The organism is Sinorhizobium fredii NGR234 (genome assembly GCF_000018545.1).
In the GTDB taxonomy this organism is placed as follows: domain Bacteria; phylum Pseudomonadota; class Alphaproteobacteria; order Rhizobiales; family Rhizobiaceae; genus Sinorhizobium; species Sinorhizobium fredii_A.
Genome location: NC_012587.1, coordinates 1,228,355 through 1,246,790, shown reverse-complemented (window position 1 = coordinate 1,246,790; position 18,436 = coordinate 1,228,355). Strand labels below are relative to the sequence as shown.

Sequence of the window (18,436 nt, the reverse complement as noted above, 5' to 3'; positions counted from 1 at the left end):
TGGCTGCCACGCGCGAATGTTACGCGTTTTCACGACGACGGTCGCGACCGCCACCGCCCTGGTTGTCACTCTCGGTCGCGCGGCGCTCGGAAGCCATCGGATCGTGCTCGAGGATTTCACCCTTGAAGATCCAGACCTTGACGCCGCAGATGCCGAAAGCGGTTTCGGCTTCGGCCGTGCCGTAGTCGATGTCCGCACGCAGCGTGTGCAGCGGAACGCGGCCTTCGCGATACCATTCGGTACGGGCGATTTCCGCGCCACCGAGGCGGCCGGCGCAGGTGATCTTGATGCCTTCGGCGCCAAGACGCATCGCCGACTGAACAGCGCGCTTCATCGCACGGCGGAAAGCCACACGGCGCTCGAGCTGCTGGGCGATCGACTGGGCAACGAGCGTTGCGTCGACTTCCGGCTTGCGCACTTCAACGATGTTGAGGTGCGTTTCCGAGTTGGTCATTTCGGAAAGCTTCTTGCGCAGCTTTTCGATGTCGGCGCCCTTCTTGCCGATGATCAGACCCGGACGAGCCGAGTGGATCGTCACGCGGCACTTCTTGTGCGGACGCTCGATCACGACCTTGGCAATGCCGGCGGCCTTCAGCTCTTCCATCAGGTAGGCACGGATCTTCAGGTCTTCGTGCAGCAGCTGGCCGTATTCGGCGTTGTCCGCGAACCAACGGCTGTCCCAGGTCCGGTTGATGCCGAGACGGAAACCGATCGGATTAATCTTCTGGCCCATTATGCGGCCTCCCCTTTGGCTTCCACTTCACGAACAACGATCGTCAAGTGCGAGAACGGCTTTTCGACGCGCGATGCACGGCCGCGACCACGGGCGTGGAAGCGCTTCATGACGATCGACTTGCCAACGTAAGCTTCCGCGACGATGAGCGAATCAACGTCGAGGTCGTGGTTGTTCTCGGCATTTGCGATTGCAGATTCAAGCGTCTTCTTGACGGTGCCTGCAATGCGCTTGCGGGAGAACTCGAGTTCGGCCAGAGCGCGGTCGACCTTCTTGCCGCGGATCAGCGCAGCAACGAGGTTGAGCTTCTGGGGGCTGACGCGGATCGTGCGCGCAATGGCCTGCGCCTCATTATCCTTCAGCCGGCGTTCGGCTTTTGCCTTGCCCATTGTTATTTCCTCTTCGCCTTCTTGTCCGCGCCATGACCATAGTAGGTCCGGGTCGGAGCGAATTCACCGAACTTGTGACCGACCATTTCCTCGGACACGGAGACGGGAACATGCTTGTTGCCGTTGTAGACGCCGAAGGTCAGACCAACGAACTGCGGAAGGATCGTGGAGCGCCGGCTCCACATCTTGATCACTTCGTTGCGACCGCCTTCGCGGACCTTCTCAGCCTTCTTGAGAAGATAGCCGTCAACAAACGGACCTTTCCAAACTGAACGAGCCACTTGAGACTTCCTCTCTTACTTCTTGCGCTGATGACGCGAGCGCATGATGAACTTGTCGGTCGACTTGTTGGAGCGCGTGCGCTTGCCCTTCGTCGGCTTGCCCCACGGGGTTACCGGGTGGCGGCCACCGGACGTGCGGCCTTCACCACCGCCGTGCGGATGGTCAACCGGGTTCATGACGACGCCGCGTACGTGCGGACGCTTGCCGCGCCAACGCGAACGGCCAGCCTTACCGTCATTGATGTTGCCGTGATCGGGGTTCGATACAGCACCGATCGATGCAAGGCAAGAGCCGTGCACGAGGCGCTGTTCGCCCGAGTTCAGGCGAAGGATCGCCATGCCCTGGTCGCGACCGACGAGCTGCGCGTAGGTCCCGGCGGAGCGGGCGATCTGGCCGCCCTTGCCCGGCTTCATTTCCACGTTGTGGATGATGGAGCCGACCGGGATGAACTGCAGCGGCATGGTGTTGCCGGGCTTGACGTCGACAGCCTTGTCCGAAGCGATGACCTTGTCGCCGGCGGCAAGACGCTGCGGCGCCAGGATATAGGCCTGTTCGCCGTCGGCGTAGTTGACGAGCGCGATGAAGGCGGTGCGGTTCGGGTCATATTCCAGACGCTCGACCGTGCCTTCGACGTCGAACTTGCGACGCTTGAAGTCGACCAGACGGTAGGTCCGCTTGTGACCGCCGCCCTGGAAGCGAACGGTGATGCGGCCCAGGTTGTTGCGACCGCCCTTGGAGGACAGGCCCTCGGTCAGCGTCTTGACCGGCTTGCCCTTGTAGAGGCCGGCCCGGTCCACGATGACCAGCTGGCGCTGGCTCGGCGTCGTCGGATTGAAACTTTTCAATGCCATTTTCTTGTTCCCTTTTGGGTTTTTACCCTAATGGGCCTATCCGTTAGAGACCGGTCGAGACGTCGATGGACTGACCTTCGGCGAGCGTGATGATCGCCTTCTTGACGTCCTTCTGCTTTCCGGCGAAGCCGCGGAAGCGCTTCAGCTTACCCTTGCGGACGAGCGTGTTCACGGCCGTTACCTTGACGCCGAACAGGGCTTCGACTGCAGCCTTGATCTCAGGCTTCGAAGCGCCCTTGGCGACGTTGAAGACGACCTGGTTCTGTTCGGAAACCAGCGTCGACTTTTCGGTGATCGAGGGAGACACGATCACGTCGTAGTGGCGAAGATCCGTCATTTGAACCGCTCCTCCAGAGCTTCCACGGCAGCCTTGGAAAGCACGAGCTTGCCACGGCGCAGAATGTCGTAAACGTTGATGCCCTGGACCGGCAGAACGTCCACGTTCGGGATGTTCTGGGCTGCGAGCTTGAAGTTGTTCTCGATCTCGGCGCCGCCGATGATCAGAGCGTTGGTGAGGCCGAGCGAGGCGAACGCACCGGCGAGCGCCTTCGTCTTTGCTTCATTGGCGACGAGATCGTCGAGGACGATGATCTCTTCAGCCTTCAGCTTGGCCGACAGCGCGTGGCGCAAGCCGAGCGCACGGACCTTCTTCGGCAGATCGTGCGCATGGCTGCGGACGACCGGGCCATGGGCCTTGCCGCCGCCGCGGAACTGCGGAGCACGAGCGGAGTGGTGGCGGGCGCGGCCCGTACCCTTCTGCTTGTACATCTTGGCGCCGGTGCGGGCGACTTCAGCGCGGCCCTTGGCCTTGTGCGTGCCCTGCTGGCGCTTGGCAAGCTGCCAGCGGACGACACGGGCGATGATGTCTTCACGGGGTTCGAGGCCGAAAATGGCGTCAGAAAGGGAAACCTTTCCCGCGTCCTTGCCCTCGAGGGTTTTGACGGTGAGATCCATTATTCGGCTCCCTTACTTCTGTTCTGCGGCGCGCACAGCGGCCGGGCGCGGTGCGCCTTCCGGAGTGCCCGACTTGATTGCGTCGCGGACAACGATCCATGCGCCCTTGGAGCCGGGAACGGCGCCCTTGACCAGGATCAGACCACGGTCTTCGTCGGTCGATACGACTTCGAGGTTCTGCGTGGTGACGCGGGTCTGGCCCATGTGACCAGCCATGCGCTTGCCCTTCCAGACGCGGCCCGGATCCTGGTTGGAACCGGTCGAACCATGCGAGCGGTGCGATACCGACACACCGTGCGTGGCGCGCAGACCGCCGAAGTTATGGCGCTTGATGGCGCCGGCAAAACCCTTACCGATCGTCGTGCCGGTGACGTCAACCAGCTGGCCGGCGACGAAATGGCTGGCCGTCAGTTCGGCGCCGATGTCGATCAGGTTGTCAGCGGTGACGCGGAACTCGACGACCTTCGCCTTCGGCTCGACGCTCGCAGCGGCGAAATGGCCGCGCAGAGCCTTCGTCGTGTTCTTCACCTTGGAACGGCCAGCACCCAGCTGAACTGCGGTATAGCCGTTCTTTTCTTCCGTGCGCTGGGCCACTACCTGGCAGTTCTCCAGCCGCAAAACTGTTACCGGGATATGCTCACCGGCGTCGTTGTAGACGCGGGTCATTCCCACTTTCTGTGCAATCACACCTGAACGCATCGGTTCACGCCTCTTGTTAAGGGTTCCCGTCCGGTGCATCCGCACCTTCCGGTTTCCTGTTCCTGGAAGCCGTTGGAGAAACTCCACGTACCTTCCTTGTTATTTCGGCTTGCGCCGGGATTCTTACAGCTTGATCTCGACGTCGACGCCGGCGGCCAGATCGAGCTTCATCAGCGCATCAACCGTCTGCGGGGTCGGATCAACAATATCGAGAAGGCGCTTGTGGGTGCGCATCTCGAACTGTTCGCGGCTCTTCTTGTCGACGTGGGGCGACCGGTTGACCGTGAATTTTTCAATCCGGGTCGGAAGCGGCACGGGCCCGCGCACACTCGCACCGGTGCGCTTGGCCGTCGACACGATTTCGCGCGTGGAGGCATCGAGGATCCGGTGATCAAACGCCTTGAGGCGGATGCGGATATTCTGGCCGTTCATTCGACTTGTCCTTGCTCGTGTTTCCGGTGTGCTCTTCGATGGCACACGCTCAAAACTTCTGAATTCGTTTGCCTAGCCGCTTCTTTCAAAAATCGCAGGGACATGGGCAACCATGTCCCTGCCGAAACGGCTCAAGCCGTTTTGTTGTTACTCGACGATCGAGGCGACGATGCCGGCGCCGACGGTGCGGCCGCCTTCACGGATCGCGAAGCGCAGCTTCTCTTCCATGGCGATCGGCACGATCAGCTCGACGTCGACCGTCACGTTGTCGCCCGGCATCACCATTTCGGTGCCTTCCGGCAGCGTCACGATGCCGGTCACGTCCGTCGTGCGGAAGTAGAACTGCGGACGGTAGTTGGTGAAGAACGGCGTGTGACGGCCACCCTCTTCCTTCGTCAGGATGTAGGCTTCGGCCTTGAACTTGCGGTGCGGCTTGACCGAACCCGGCTTGCACAGAACCTGGCCACGCTCGACGCCGTTGCGGTCGACACCGCGCAGCAGCGCGCCGATGTTGTCGCCGGCTTGGCCCTGGTCGAGCAGCTTGCGGAACATTTCAACGCCGGTGCAGGTCGTCTTGGTCGTCGGACGGATGCCGACGATCTCGATTTCCTCGCCGACCTTGACGATGCCGCGCTCGACGCGGCCGGTGACGACCGTGCCGCGGCCGGAGATCGAGAACACGTCTTCGATCGGCATCAGGAACGGCAGGTCGATCGGACGCTCCGGCGTCGGGATGTAGGCGTCAACCGCAGCCATCAGCTCGCGGATCGCGTCTTCGCCGATCTTCTTGTCGGAATCTTCGAGAGCGGCCAGCGCCGAGCCCTTGATGATCGGAATGTCGTCGCCCGGGAATTCATAGGACGACAAGAGTTCGCGCACTTCCAGCTCGACGAGCTCGAGAAGCTCGGCGTCGTCAACCTGGTCGACCTTGTTCAGGAACACGACGATCGCCGGAACGCCGACCTGGCGGGCCAGCAGGATGTGCTCGCGGGTCTGCGGCATCGGGCCGTCGGCGGCCGAAACCACCAGGATCGCGCCGTCCATCTGCGCCGCACCGGTGATCATGTTCTTGACGTAGTCGGCGTGGCCGGGGCAGTCGACGTGCGCATAGTGGCGGGCCGGCGTCTCGTATTCGACGTGCGCCGTCGAAATGGTGATGCCACGGGCCTTTTCTTCCGGCGCAGCGTCGATCTGGTCATACGCCTTGAATTCGCCGAAGTACTTGGTGATCGCTGCCGTCAGCGACGTCTTGCCATGGTCAACGTGGCCAATCGTGCCGATGTTGACGTGCGGCTTGTTGCGCTCGAATTTGCTCTTTGCCATTTTCGGCTCTCCGTTTCCTGTCCCTTAGAGGGGAAATCTTTTCATTCTGTTTCAGCGCGGGGGTATTCCGGTCACTTCTGACCGGAATACTTCGCCTGGATTTCCTGCGCGACGTTCGACGGAACCGGCGCGTAGTGATCGAACAGCATCGTGTACTGAGCGCGGCCCTGCGACATGGAGCGCAGGTTGTCGACGTACTTGAACATGTTCGCGAGCGGCACGTGGGCATTGATCACCACGGCAACGCCGCGCGATTCCTGGCCCTGGATCTGGCCACGGCGAGAGTTCAGATCGCCGATCACGTCACCGACGTAATCTTCCGGCGTCACGACCTCGACCTTCATGATCGGCTCGAGGAGCTGAGCACCGGCCTTCTTCGCGGCTTCACGGAAGCAGGCACGCGAAGCGATTTCGAACGCCAGGACCGACGAGTCGACATCGTGGAACGCACCGTCGATGAGCGTCGCCTTGACCCCCAGCATCGGGAAGCCCGCGAGCGGACCCGACGACAGGACGCTTTCGATGCCCTTCTGAACGCCCGGAATGTATTCCTTCGGAACCGCACCGCCGACGATCTTGGATTCGAATGCGAAGTCCTCGCCTTCCGGGTTCGGTTCGAAGACGATCTTGACGCGCGCGAACTGACCGGTACCACCGGACTGCTTCTTGTGCGTGTAGTCCTCTTCGTGCTGACGCGTGATCGTCTCACGGTAAGCAACCTGCGGAGCGCCGACGGATGCTTCGACCTTGAACTCGCGACGCATGCGGTCGACGATGATGTCGAGGTGAAGTTCGCCCATGCCGGCGATGATCGTCTGGCCGGACTCTTCGTCGGTCTTGACGCGGAAGGACGGATCTTCTGCAGCCAGGCGGTTGAGCGCGAGGCCCATCTTTTCCTGGTCGCCCTTGGTCTTCGGTTCGATGGCGATCTGGATGACCGGCTCCGGGAATTCCATCCGCTCGAGGATAACCGGCTTCAGCGGATCGCAGAGCGTATCGCCCGTGGTGGTTTCCTTGAGGCCCGCGAGAGCAACGATGTCGCCGGCGAAGGCTTCCTCGATGTCTTCACGCGAATTGGAGTGCATCTGCAGCATGCGGCCGACGCGCTCGCGCTTTTCCTTGACCGTATTCATCACCGACGTGCCCTTTTCGAGCTTGCCGGAATAGATGCGGGCGAAGGTCAGCGAACCGACGAAGGGGTCGTTCATGATCTTGAACGCCAGCATCGACAGCGGCTCGTTGTCGTCGGCCTTACGGGTGATTTCACCCTCGGTCTTGACGTCGATGCCCTTGATCGCCGGGATATCGATCGGCGACGGCAGGTAGTCGACAACGGCGTCGAGCAGCGGCTGAACGCCCTTGTTCTTGAAGGCCGTGCCGCAGAACATCGGATGGAACTTGACGTCGATCGTGCCGCGACGAACCAGTTCACGGATCTTGTCGTTGTCCGGATAGGTGCCTTCGAGATAGGCTTCCATTGCCGCTTCGTCGATCTCGACAACCGTCTCGATCAGCTTTTCGCGGTATTCTTCAGCCTTGTCCTTCATGTCCGCCGGGATTTCGACGACATCCCACTGGGCGCCGAGCGATTCGTCGCGCCAGACGAGGGCATTCATCTCGATCAGGTCGACAACGCCCTTGAATTCGCTTTCAGCGCCGATCGGCAGCTGCATGACGACGGCGGTCGCGCCGAGACGCGTCTTGATCATCTCGACCGAGCGGTAGAAGTCCGCGCCGGTCTTGTCCATCTTGTTGCAGAAGATCATCCGCGGAACATTGTACTTCTCGGCCTGGCGCCAGACGGTTTCCGTCTGCGGCTCGACGCCGGCATTCGCATCGAGAAGCGCAATCGCGCCGTCGAGAACGCGCAGCGAACGCTCGACTTCGATGGTGAAGTCCACGTGGCCGGGGGTGTCGATGATGTTGAAGCGGCGCATCTTGCCGTCACGGCCCTTCCAGAAGGTCGTGGTGGCTGCAGACGTGATCGTGATGCCGCGCTCCTGCTCCTGCTCCATCCAGTCCATCGTCGCGGCGCCGTCGTGGACTTCGCCGATCTTGTGGGACTTGCCGGTGTAGTAAAGGATGCGCTCGGTCGTCGTCGTCTTGCCGGCGTCGATATGCGCCATGATACCGAAATTTCGGTAATCTTCGATTTTATATTCGCGAGCCATGGGTGACTGCCTTTCGAGACGTGTTGCCGTTACCAGCGATAGTGCGAGAACGCACGGTTGGCATCGGCCATCTTGTGCGTGTCTTCGCGCTTCTTGACGGCGCTGCCACGGTTGTTTGCTGCGTCCATGAGTTCGCCGCAGAGGCGATCGACCATGGTCGTTTCGTTACGCTTGCGAGCCGCCGCAATCAGCCAGCGGATGGCGAGAGCCTGGCGCCGCTCCGGACGAACATCGACCGGAACCTGGTAGGTGGCACCACCGACGCGGCGCGAACGCACTTCGACATGCGGAGCAATGTTGTCGAGAGCGGAATGGAACACGGCGACCGGCTCCTGCTTCAGCTTCGACTGAACCGCTTCGAAGGCACCATAGACGATGCTTTCTGCAACGGACTTCTTACCGTCCAGCATGATGGCGTTCATAAACTTCGTGACGACCAGATCACCGAACTTCGGATCCGGGTTGATCTCACGCTTTTCTGCTCTATGACGTCGGGACATTCTTTTCGTCTCTCAACTTCTTAATCTGGTGACCAGCGAAATGGCGCCGGTTGCGATGTTATTTCGGACGCTTCGCGCCGTACTTCGAACGACGCTGCTTGCGGTTCTTCACACCCTGCGTATCGAGAACGCCGCGGATGATGTGGTAACGAACACCCGGAAGGTCCTTGACGCGGCCGCCGCGGATCATCACCACGGAGTGCTCCTGAAGGTTGTGGCCTTCACCGGGAATGTAGCCGATCACTTCGAAGCCGTTCGTCAGGCGGATCTTTGCAACCTTACGCAGAGCCGAGTTCGGCTTCCTCGGGGTCGTCGTGTAGACGCGGGTGCAAACGCCGCGCTTCTGCGGGTTTTCCTGCAGAGCAGGAACCTTGTTGCGCTTTACCTGTGCCTGACGCGGCTTGCGGATCAGCTGGTTTACGGTAGGCATGTAACCATCCCTTGCAAAATCTTGTCTCGTTACCCTTTCGGGCGGATCGTTGCCGTCGCCGGCGGTACCGCACGCCTATGAAATGCGCAAAACGAGGGCCGATCCGCCTTTTCGCAGATGGCCCCAACAAAAGCAGAGGACGCACTATCTCGCGCGTCTTGCGTGCAGCATTGTGTCTTCAGCGTGCGTTTTGAACCTTGTTTGAGGCGAACTCCAGAACGCGACGTTCCGAACCAGCCAGCCTCACATGGGCTCTGATGCGGCGGGGTGTACTGATTTCAGGTCGATCCGTCAAGGGCAATTAACAAATAATCTCGGTCTTGCAGCCCTGATATGCCTGAAAAACAAGGCTTTGCGGCGGCGTAGCCGCTCCTCCCGAAGAAACCTGTCGTACCAGCCGCTGCATTGCCTTCTCCTGTTAAGGAATCAGCAACGCCATTCTGGGTTCTGAGAATCGTGAGGCGGCACGATTCGACGGACCCGCCGCCGCCCGGAGATTTTCTCCTTTCCCGGGATAGCAGGCTCCTACCGCCTTCGCGGCAAGCCGAAACCGGGTTAAGGTGTCCGGCAATCCGAACGAGGACCTTCCGATGCCCATCATGCCCGACAACGACAATTCACCCGAAGAGCCGCTGGTCTTCGTCATCATTGGCAAAGCCTACGAGAACGACAGCGACGACGAGGGTGTGGAGATCCACGTGATGCTCCGCGCGCCGGATGACGACACCGCCGTGCGGGAGGCGCTCAATGCGCTGGCGGAAGAAGGCTTCTTCCAAGCGGATCTCGATCAGATCGGGACGCTGACCGATATCCCGGACGAGGAGCCGCACGCGTCGGCCTACCAGGGCGCGCTGGAGGGCGAGGTCTCGATCATCCGCTTCGGCTGACCGTTGGATGAAAATTGAGAAAGCCGCCCGGATCGCTCCGGGCGGCTTTTGATTTTCAAGAGGGTGGAGACCACCCTCTCCTTTCCGATCACTCGGCCGCGGCGTTCTCGTTCGCCATGTCGGCGAGCATCGGCGTTGCGGCATCGGCACCCGTGCCCTTGCGGCGCTCTTCGAGGATCAACTCGTCGCGCGCCGTGGCGATGCGGCGGATCTGCGTCATCGTGCCGCCGGTACCGGCCGGGATGAGGCGTCCGACGATGACGTTTTCCTTCAGACCCTGCAGGCCGTCCGTCTTGCCGGCGACCGCGGCTTCCGTCAGCACCTTCGTGGTCTCCTGGAACGATGCGGCCGAGATGAAGGACGGCGTCTGCAGCGATGCCTTGGTAATGCCGAGCAGCACAGGATCGCCGAAGGCCGGCTTCTTGCCTTCGGCAAGCAGCGCGTCGTTGACGTCCTCGAGCTCGATGCGATCGACGTTGTCGCCGACGATATAGGTCGAGTCACCGGCATCGGTGATTTCGACCTTCTGCAGCATCTGACGGACAATCACCTCGATGTGCTTGTCGTTGATGACAACGCCCTGCAGACGGTAGACTTCCTGGATTTCGTTGACGAGGTAGGAAGCAAGCGCCTCCACGCCCTTGATCGCCAGAATGTCGTGCGGCGCCGGGTTGCCGTCGAGGATGTAATCACCCTTTTCGATGTAGTCGCCGTCCTGAAGATGGAAGGGCTTGCCCTTCGGGATCAGGTACTCGACCGGCTCGACACCATCTTCGGCCGGCTCGATCAGCACGCGACGCTTGTTCTTGTAGTCGCGGCCGAAGCGAACCGTCCCGTCGATTTCCGCGATGATGGCGTGATCCTTGGGGCGACGCGCCTCGAAGAGTTCGGCAACGCGCGGCAGACCACCGGTGATGTCCTTGGTCTTGGCGCTTTCGAGCGGCGAACGGGCAAGAACGTCGCCCTGGCTGACCTTCTGTCCCGGCTCGACCGACAGGATCGCATCGACCGAGAGCATGAAGCGGGCTTCGCCGCCGCGGGCGAGCTTCGCGATGCTGCCGCTCTTGTCCTTGATGACGATGGCCGGCTTGAGGTCGGTACCGCGCGGCGTCGAACGCCAGTCGATAACCTGGCGCTTGGTGATGCCGGTCGATTCGTCGGTCGCTTCCAGAACCGAGATGCCGTCGACCACGTCTTCGAAGTGAACGGTACCTTCGACTTCCGTCATCATCGGACGGGTGTACGGGTCCCACTCGGCGAAACGCTGGCCGCGCTTCACCTTGTCGCCGTCGTCGACGAAGATCTTCGAACCATAGGCGACGCGCTGCGAGGACCGCTCCACACCGCGTTCGTCAAGGATCTGGATCGCCATGTTGCGGCCCATGGCGACGAGGACGCCGTCGGAGTTGCGCAGCATGTTGCGGTTCTTGATCTGAACCGTACCCTCGTAGGACGCTTCGAGGAACGACTGGTCGACCACGGTTGCGGTGCCGCCAAGGTGGAAGGTACGCATCGTCAGCTGCGTGCCCGGCTCACCGATCGACTGCGCCGCGATGACGCCAACGGCTTCGCCCATGTTGACGGGGGTACCGCGCGCCAGGTCACGACCGTAGCAGACGCCGCAGACGCCGGTCTGGATTTCGCAGGTCAGCGCCGAACGAATACGGACGGACTGGATGCCGGCCTTCTCGATGATTGCGACATCGGCTTCGAGGATCATCCTGCCCGCGTCGACAATGCGTTCGCCGGTTACAGGGTTGTCGATGTTGTCGAGCGCCGTACGACCGAGGATACGCTGACCGAGCGAGGCGACGACCTGACCGGCATCGACGATCGCCGTCATGGTCAGACCCTTGTCCGTACCGCAATCGACATGCGTGACGATGCAGTCCTGCGCCACGTCGACGAGACGACGGGTCAGGTAACCGGAGTTGGCGGTCTTCAAGGCGGTGTCCGCCAGACCCTTACGGGCACCGTGCGTCGAGTTGAAGTACTCGTTCACGGTCAGGCCTTCCTTGAAGTTCGAGATGATCGGCGTTTCGATGATCTCGCCCGACGGCTTGGCCATCAGGCCGCGCATGCCGCCCAGCTGACGCATCTGGTTCGGCGAACCACGCGCACCCGAGTGCGACATCATGTAGATCGAGTTCATCGGCTTCTGCCGACCATTGTCGTCGAACTCGACCGCCTTGATGCGGGCCATCATCTCTTCCGCAACCTTTTCGGTTGCCTTGCCCCAGGCGTCGACGACCTTGTTGTACTTCTCGCCCTGGGTGATCAGACCGTCGTTGTACTGCTGCTCGTATTCCTTCACGAGCGCTTCCGTATCGCCGACGATCTTCACCTTGGTGTCCGGGATCACCATGTCGTCCTTGCCGAACGAAATGCCGGCGCGGCAGGCATGGGAGAAGCCGAGCTGCATGATCCGGTCGCAGAAGATCACCGTGTCCTTCTGGCCGCAATGGCGATAGACCGCGTCGATCATCTTCGAGATGTTCTTTTTGGTCATCTCCTGGTTGCAGATCTCGAACGGAACGTTCGGGTTCTTCGGCAGGAGTTCGCCGATGATCATGCGGCCGGGCGTCGTTTCGTAGATCTTCGAGACCGGCTTGCCCTCGGCGTCGACGGTCTTGTAGCGGCCACGAATCTTGGCATGCAGGGTGACGGCCTTGGTCTCCAGCGCATGGTGCAATTCGCCCATGTCGGAGAAGGCCATGCCTTCGCCCGGTTCGTTCTGGTTCAGGATCGACAGATAGTAGAGGCCGAGAACCATGTCCTGCGACGGAACGATGATCGGTGCGCCGTTTGCCGGATGCAGGATGTTGTTCGTCGACATCATCAGCACGCGGGCTTCAAGCTGGGCTTCCAGCGACAGCGGCACGTGAACGGCCATCTGGTCGCCGTCGAAGTCGGCGTTGAAGGCGGTGCAGACGAGCGGGTGCAACTGGATCGCCTTGCCTTCGACCAGGATCGGCTCGAAGGCCTGGATGCCCAGGCGGTGCAGCGTCGGCGCGCGGTTCAGGAGAACCGGATGCTCGCGGATGACCTCGTCGAGGATATCCCAGACTTCCGGCTTTTCCTTTTCCACCAGCTTCTTCGCCTGCTTGACGGTCGAGGAATAACCCTTGGCATCGAGGCGGGCGTAGATGAACGGCTTGAAGAGCTCGAGCGCCATCTTCTTCGGCAGGCCGCACTGGTGCAGCTTGAGTTCCGGACCGGTCACGATGACCGAACGGCCGGAATAGTCGACGCGCTTGCCGAGCAGGTTCTGGCGGAAGCGGCCCTGCTTGCCCTTCAGCATGTCGGAAAGCGACTTCAGCGGACGCTTGTTGGCGCCGGTGATGACGCGGCCGCGACGGCCGTTGTCGAACAGCGCGTCGACGGACTCCTGCAGCATCCGCTTTTCGTTGCGGATGATGATGCCCGGCGCGCGCAGCTCGATCAGCCGCTTCAGACGGTTGTTACGGTTGATGACGCGGCGGTAGAGGTCGTTGAGATCCGACGTCGCGAAACGGCCGCCGTCGAGCGGCACGAGCGGACGCAGGTCCGGCGGGATCACCGGAACGACCTTCATGATCATCCATTCCGGACGGTTGCCGGATTCCATGAAGTTCTCGACGATCTTAAGCCGCTTCATCAGCTTCTTTTGCTTCAGATCCGAGGTCGTCTCGGCCATTTCCGCGCGCAGGTCGCCGGCGATCTTCTCGAGATTCATCGAAGCGAGCATCTCGTAGATCGCTTCGGCGCCGATCATCGCGGTGAACTGGTCCTCACCGAACTCGTCGACGGCGATCATGTAGTCTTCTTCGCTGAGGAGCTGGTTCTCCTTGAGCGAAGTCAGGCCTGGTTCGGTGACGATGTAGTTCTCGAAATAGAGGACGCGCTCGATATCCTTCAGCGTCATGTCGAGCAGCGTCGCGATGCGGCTCGGCAGAGACTTCAGGAACCAGATGTGGGCAACGGGAGCGGCGAGCTCGATATGGCCCATGCGCTCACGGCGAACACGCGACAGCGTCACTTCGACACCGCACTTCTCGCAGATGATGCCCTTGTACTTCATGCGCTTGTACTTGCCGCACAGGCACTCGTAGTCCTTGATCGGACCGAAGATGCGCGCGCAGAACAAACCGTCGCGCTCGGGCTTGAAGGTGCGGTAGTTGATCGTCTCCGGCTTCTTGATCTCGCCGTAAGACCAGGAAAGAATCTTCTCCGGCGACGCGATCGAAATCCGGATGGAATCGAAGGTCTGTGCAGGCACCTGCGGATTGAAAAGATTCATGACCTCTTGGTTCATGCCTGTCTCCTTTGCGGGCATTAAGCCCTGAGCTTGGCGAGGGTGCCGGCAAATCCCGGGCGCCGGCCCCTGCCCCATAAACAGCTAAAACCGCATCGGGTGCGGCCCAGTTCCTGCCGCGGGCAAATGAGATGCCCGGCGGCGGAAACGGTGCGCGCCGATTGGCGGCACGCACCGGATATCGACTTACTCCGCTGCGTCGGGCAGCTGCGCCGTGGTGCCGAGGTCATCGACCTTCGAGTTTTCCAACTCGACGGAGAGGCCGAGCGAGCGCATTTCCTTGACGAGAACGTTGAAGCTCTCCGGAATGCCCGCCTCGAACGTGTCGTCGCCACGGACGATCGCCTCGTAGACCTTGGTGCGGCCGGCCACGTCGTCCGACTTGACCGTCAGCATTTCCTGCAGCGTGTAGGCGGCGCCGTACGCCTCGAGCGCCCAGACCTCCATTTCGCCGAAGCGCTGGCCGCCGAACTGCGCCTTGCCGCCCAGCGGCTGCTGGGTAACGAGCGAGTACGGACCGATCGAACGGGCGTGGATCTTGTCGTCGACCAGGTGGTTGAGCTTCAGCATGTAGATGTAGCCAACAGTCACCTGCCGGTCGAACGCATCGCCGGTTCGCCCGTCATAGAGCGTCGACTGACCCGTCACCTTCAGACCGGCCTTCTCCAGCATCTCGTTGACGTCGGCCTCGACCGCGCCGTCGAAGACCGGCGTTGCGATCGACACGCCGCGGCGGGTCTGCTCGGCCAGCCGCACGATCGATTCGTCATCATACTGCTTGATCGGCTCGCCCTTCGGGCCCGATCCGATGACGTCATCGATCGTGGTGCGGAGCGGCTTGATGTCCCCACTTTCGTGGTAGGCGTCAAGCATCGCACCGATCTTCTTGCCCATGCCGGCGCAAGCCCAGCCGAGATGCGTCTCGAGAATCTGGCCGACATTCATGCGCGACGGAACGCCGAGCGGGTTGAGCACCACGTCGACATGCGTGCCGTCTTCGAGGAACGGCATGTCTTCGATCGGCACGATCCGCGACACCACACCCTTGTTGCCGTGGCGGCCGGCCATCTTGTCGCCCGGCTGGATCTTGCGCTTCACGGCGACGAAGACCTTGACCATCTTCATGACGCCCGGAGGCATCTCGTCGCCGCGCTGCACCTTCTCGACCTTGTCCATGAAGCGCTGTTCGAGGCGCGACTTGGATTCGTCGTACTGGGCGCGAAGCGCTTCGATCTCGCCTTGAGCCTTCTCGTCCTCGACGGCGAACATCCACCACTGCGAGCGCGGATATTCACTGATGACAGCGTTCGAAAGCTCGGTGCCCTTCTTGAAGCCCTTTGGGCCGGCAACGGCAACGTGACCGCGCAACATGTCGATCAGGCGCGCATAGACGTTGCGATCGAGGATCGCCTGCTCGTCGTCGCGGTCCTTGGCAAGGCGTTCGATCTCCTCGCGTTCGATCGCCATGGCGCGCTCGTCCTTCTCCACGCCGTGGCGGTTGAAGACGCGAACTTCGACGATGGTACCGAAGGTGCCGGGCGGCATGCGCATCGACGTATCGCGGACATCCGAAGCCTTTTCGCCGAAGATGGCGCGCAGCAGCTTTTCTTCCGGCGTCATCGGGCTTTCGCCCTTCGGCGTGATCTTGCCGACCAGGATATCGCCCGGCTGAACTTCGGCGCCGATATAGACGATGCCGGCTTCGTCCAGGTTCTTCAGCGCTTCTTCCGAGACGTTCGGAATGTCGCGCGTGATTTCTTCCGGGCCGAGCTTGGTGTCGCGCGCCATGACTTCGAATTCCTCGATGTGGATCGAGGTGAAGACGTCGTCGCGCACGATCCGCTCGGAAAGCAGGATCGAGTCTTCGTAGTTGTAGCCGTTCCACGGCATGAACGCGACGAGCGCGTTGCGGCCGAGCGCCAGGTCACCGAGATCGGTCGACGGACCATCGGCGATGATGTCGCCCTTGTTCACCAGGTCACCGACGGTGACCAGCGGACGCTGGTTGACGCAGGTGTTCTGGTTGGAGCGCTGGAACTTCTGCAGACGGTAGATATCGACGCCCGACTTCGACGGATCGAGGTCTTCGGTGGCGCGGATAACGATACGCGTCGCATCGACCTGGTCGACGACGCCGCCGCGACGGGCCGCAATCGCTGCACCGGAGTCACGCGCAACCACCGATTCCATGCCGGTGCCGACGAACGGAGCCTCGGCTCTCAGCAGCGGCACGGCCTGACGCTGCATGTTCGAGCCCATCAGCGCGCGGTTGGCGTCATCGTTCTCGAGGAACGGGATGAGCGCCGCGGCGACCGAAACGAGCTGCTTCGGCGAAACGTCCATCAGGTTGATGTTGTCGCGGGGTGCCAGCATAACTTCGCCGGCATGACGGCAGACGACGAATTCTTCCGCAAAGGAGCCATCATCGTTCAGCACCGAGTTGGCCTGAGCGACGTGATACTTCGCATCTTCCATCGCCGACAGATAGACGACGTCGCTGGTTACGTTCCCGTCGACGATCTTCCGGTACGGGCTTTCGATGAAGCCGTACTTGTTGACGCGGGCGAAGGTCGCCAGCGAGTTGATCAGACCGATGTTCGGGCCTTCCGGCGTTTCGATCGGGCAGATACGGCCGTAGTGGGTCGGATGCACGTCGCGGACTTCGAAGCCGGCGCGCTCGCGGGTCAGACCACCCGGGCCAAGAGCCGAAAGGCGGCGCTTGTGGGTGATTTCCGACAGCGGGTTCACCTGGTCCATGAACCGCGACAGCTGCGAGGAACCGAAGAATTCGCGAACGGCGGCGGCGGCCGGCTTCGCGTTGATCAGGTCCTGCGGCATGACGGTGTCGATCTCGATCGAGGACATGCGTTCCTTGATCGCGCGCTCCATGCGCAGGAGGCCGAGACGGTACTGGTTCTCCATCAACTCGCCGACCGAGCGGACACGGCGGTTGCCGAGGTTGTCGATATCGTCGATCTCGCCCTTGCCGTCACGCAGTTCGACCAGCATCTTGACGACCGCCAGGATGTCTTCCTTGCGCAGCGTGCGGACTGTGTCCGGCACGTCGAGGTCGAGACGCATGTTCATCTTCACGCGGCCGACGGCCGAGAGGTCGTAGCGCTCCGCATCGAAGAACAGCGCGTTGAACATCGCTTCGGCCGAATCCATGGTCGGCGGCTCGCCCGGGCGCATGACGCGATAGATGTCGAACAGCGCATCCTGCCGGTTCTCGTTCTTGTCGGCAGCGAGCGTGTTGCGGATATAGGCGCCGACATTGATGTGGTCGATGTCGAGAACCGGGATCTCGTCGAAACCGGCCGACAGGATGACCGGAAGCGTCTTCTCGTCGATCTCGTCGCCGGCTTCCAGGTAGATTTCGCCGGTTTCGTAGTTGACGACGTCCTCGGCGAGGTAGTTGCCATAAAGCTCGTCGTCGGTCGACTTGAGCGCCTTCAGGCCCTTTTCCTGCAACTGCCGCAACAGGCGCGGCGTCAGCTTCTTGCCGGCCTCGACGACGACTTCGCCGGTATCGGCATCGATCATCTCGGCGATCGCCTTCTGGCCCTTCAGGGCATCCGGCTGGAACGGCACGCGCCAGCCATCGCCGTCGCGCTGATAGAGCGACTGCGTATAGAAGGTGCTGAGGATCTCCTCGCCATCCATGCCGAGCGCCATCAGCAGCGACGTCACCGGAATCTTGCGGCGACGGTCGATACGGGCATGCACGATGTCCTTGGCGTCGAATTCGATGTCGAGCCACGAACCGCGATACGGAATGACGCGCGCGGCGAAGAGCAGCTTGCCGGACGAGTGGCTCTTGCCCTTGTCATGGTCGAAGAAGACGCCCGGCGAACGGTGCATCTGCGAAACGATGACGCGCTCAGTGCCGTTGACGATGAAGGTACCGTTGTCCGTCATGAGCGGCATGTCGCCCATGTAGACGTTCTGTTCCTTGATGTCCTTGATCGACTTGGCGCCGGTATCTTCGTCGATATCGAACACGATCAGCCGCAGGGTCACCTTGAGCGGCGCCGCATAGGTCAGGTCGCGTTGACGGCATTCTTCGACGTCGAACTTCGGCGGCTCGAATTCGTAGGATACGAATTCGAGCATCGAAGCGCCCGAAAAATCCTTGATCGGAAACACCGATTTGAAAACAGCTTGAAGTCCCTCGTCCGGGCGCCCGCCTGCGGGCTCTTCCACCATGAGGAACTGGTCGTAGGACGCCTTCTGGACCTCGATGAGGTTGGGCATCTCTGCGACTTCGGGGATCTTACCAAAAAACTTGCGTACGCGCCTACGACCGTTGAACGATAGGGTCTGAGCCATCGTCGCTCCTTGTCAATCTTGCATCCGGGCCTGCAACGGACGGGAACCGATGGCCAGTCGATCCCGTCGATCAAATGAGTTGTTCAATCTCGTCAAGCTTTCGAAAGACGCCAGCACGGAACGCTGTGCTATCTCCCGATCGCGACCATCCTCTTGAAGAAC

At 61.3% G+C, this 18,436-nt stretch carries 15 protein-coding genes; 1 reads left to right on the top strand and 14 read right to left on the bottom strand.

All coding sequences use genetic code 11. The features are described from left to right. Positions 1-19 precede the first annotated feature (19 nt). The 12 genes from rpsC to rpsL all read right to left on the bottom strand — a co-directional run bounded on the left by rpsC (position 20) and on the right by rpsL (position 8,764). On the bottom strand, positions 20-733 hold the full coding sequence (gene rpsC, locus NGR_RS17235; protein WP_012707759.1) for a 30S ribosomal protein S3: 714 nt from the start codon (positions 731-733) through the stop codon (positions 20-22). After that, the gene (gene rplV, locus NGR_RS17230; protein ID WP_012707758.1) at positions 733-1,122 is read right to left on the bottom strand and encodes a 50S ribosomal protein L22; all 390 of its coding nucleotides are present in this window, start codon (positions 1,120-1,122) and stop codon (positions 733-735) included. The genes rpsC and rplV overlap by 1 nt, the downstream gene beginning before the upstream one ends. A gap of 2 nt (positions 1,123-1,124) precedes the next feature. Further along, positions 1,125-1,403, bottom strand: a complete 279-nt coding sequence (gene rpsS, locus NGR_RS17225; RefSeq protein WP_002964358.1) for a 30S ribosomal protein S19 — start codon at positions 1,401-1,403, stop codon at positions 1,125-1,127. Between the two features lie 15 nt (positions 1,404-1,418). After that, positions 1,419-2,255 (bottom strand): 50S ribosomal protein L2, encoded by an 837-nt coding sequence (gene rplB, locus NGR_RS17220; protein ID WP_012707757.1) that lies wholly within the window; start codon positions 2,253-2,255, stop codon positions 1,419-1,421. A gap of 43 nt (positions 2,256-2,298) precedes the next feature. After that, positions 2,299-2,592 (bottom strand): 50S ribosomal protein L23, encoded by a 294-nt coding sequence (locus tag NGR_RS17215; RefSeq protein WP_012707756.1) that lies wholly within the window; start codon positions 2,590-2,592, stop codon positions 2,299-2,301. Beyond that, entirely contained in the window at positions 2,589-3,209 is a 621-nt protein-coding gene (gene rplD / locus NGR_RS17210) for a 50S ribosomal protein L4 (protein WP_012707755.1), read from the bottom strand. Before rplD ends, NGR_RS17215 begins: the two co-directional genes overlap by 4 nt. A 12-nt stretch (positions 3,210-3,221) precedes the next feature. After that, positions 3,222-3,908, bottom strand: a complete 687-nt coding sequence (gene rplC, locus NGR_RS17205) for a 50S ribosomal protein L3 (RefSeq protein ID WP_164924277.1) — start codon at positions 3,906-3,908, stop codon at positions 3,222-3,224. A gap of 123 nt (positions 3,909-4,031) precedes the next feature. After that, the gene (gene rpsJ, locus NGR_RS17200) at positions 4,032-4,340 is read right to left on the bottom strand and encodes a 30S ribosomal protein S10 (protein ID WP_003507767.1); all 309 of its coding nucleotides are present in this window, start codon (positions 4,338-4,340) and stop codon (positions 4,032-4,034) included. A 147-nt stretch (positions 4,341-4,487) separates the two neighbouring features. Next, positions 4,488-5,663 carry an elongation factor Tu gene (tuf, locus tag NGR_RS17195; RefSeq protein WP_012707753.1) on the bottom strand — a complete coding sequence of 392 codons (1,176 nt, stop codon included), beginning with the start codon at positions 5,661-5,663 and terminating at the stop codon, positions 4,488-4,490. Between the two features lie 71 nt (positions 5,664-5,734). Beyond that, a complete protein-coding gene (gene fusA / locus NGR_RS17190; RefSeq protein WP_012707752.1) occupies positions 5,735-7,834 on the bottom strand; it encodes an elongation factor G in 2,100 nt (699 codons plus the stop codon). Between the two features lie 29 nt (positions 7,835-7,863). Beyond that, entirely contained in the window at positions 7,864-8,334 is a 471-nt protein-coding gene (gene rpsG / locus NGR_RS17185) for a 30S ribosomal protein S7 (RefSeq protein WP_012707751.1), read from the bottom strand. A gap of 58 nt (positions 8,335-8,392) precedes the next feature. Next, positions 8,393-8,764, bottom strand: a complete 372-nt coding sequence (rpsL, locus tag NGR_RS17180) for a 30S ribosomal protein S12 (RefSeq protein WP_010969193.1) — start codon at positions 8,762-8,764, stop codon at positions 8,393-8,395. Positions 8,765-9,354: 590 nt separating this feature from the next. Between rpsL and NGR_RS17175 the strand changes: the two genes are divergently transcribed. Beyond that, positions 9,355-9,651, top strand: a complete 297-nt coding sequence (locus NGR_RS17175) for a transcriptional regulator (protein WP_012707750.1) — start codon at positions 9,355-9,357, stop codon at positions 9,649-9,651. A gap of 88 nt (positions 9,652-9,739) precedes the next feature. On the opposite strand, the gene rpoC is transcribed toward NGR_RS17175, so the two are convergent. Both rpoC and rpoB read right to left on the bottom strand, forming a co-directional pair. Beyond that, on the bottom strand, positions 9,740-13,945 hold the full coding sequence (gene rpoC / locus NGR_RS17170) for a DNA-directed RNA polymerase subunit beta' (protein ID WP_012707749.1): 4,206 nt from the start codon (positions 13,943-13,945) through the stop codon (positions 9,740-9,742). 186 nt (positions 13,946-14,131) lie between these two features. After that, positions 14,132-18,274: a DNA-directed RNA polymerase subunit beta gene (gene rpoB, locus NGR_RS17165; RefSeq protein WP_012707748.1), complete on the bottom strand. Its 4,143-nt coding sequence runs from the start codon at positions 18,272-18,274 to the stop codon at positions 14,132-14,134. Positions 18,275-18,436: the final 162 nt, after the last annotated feature.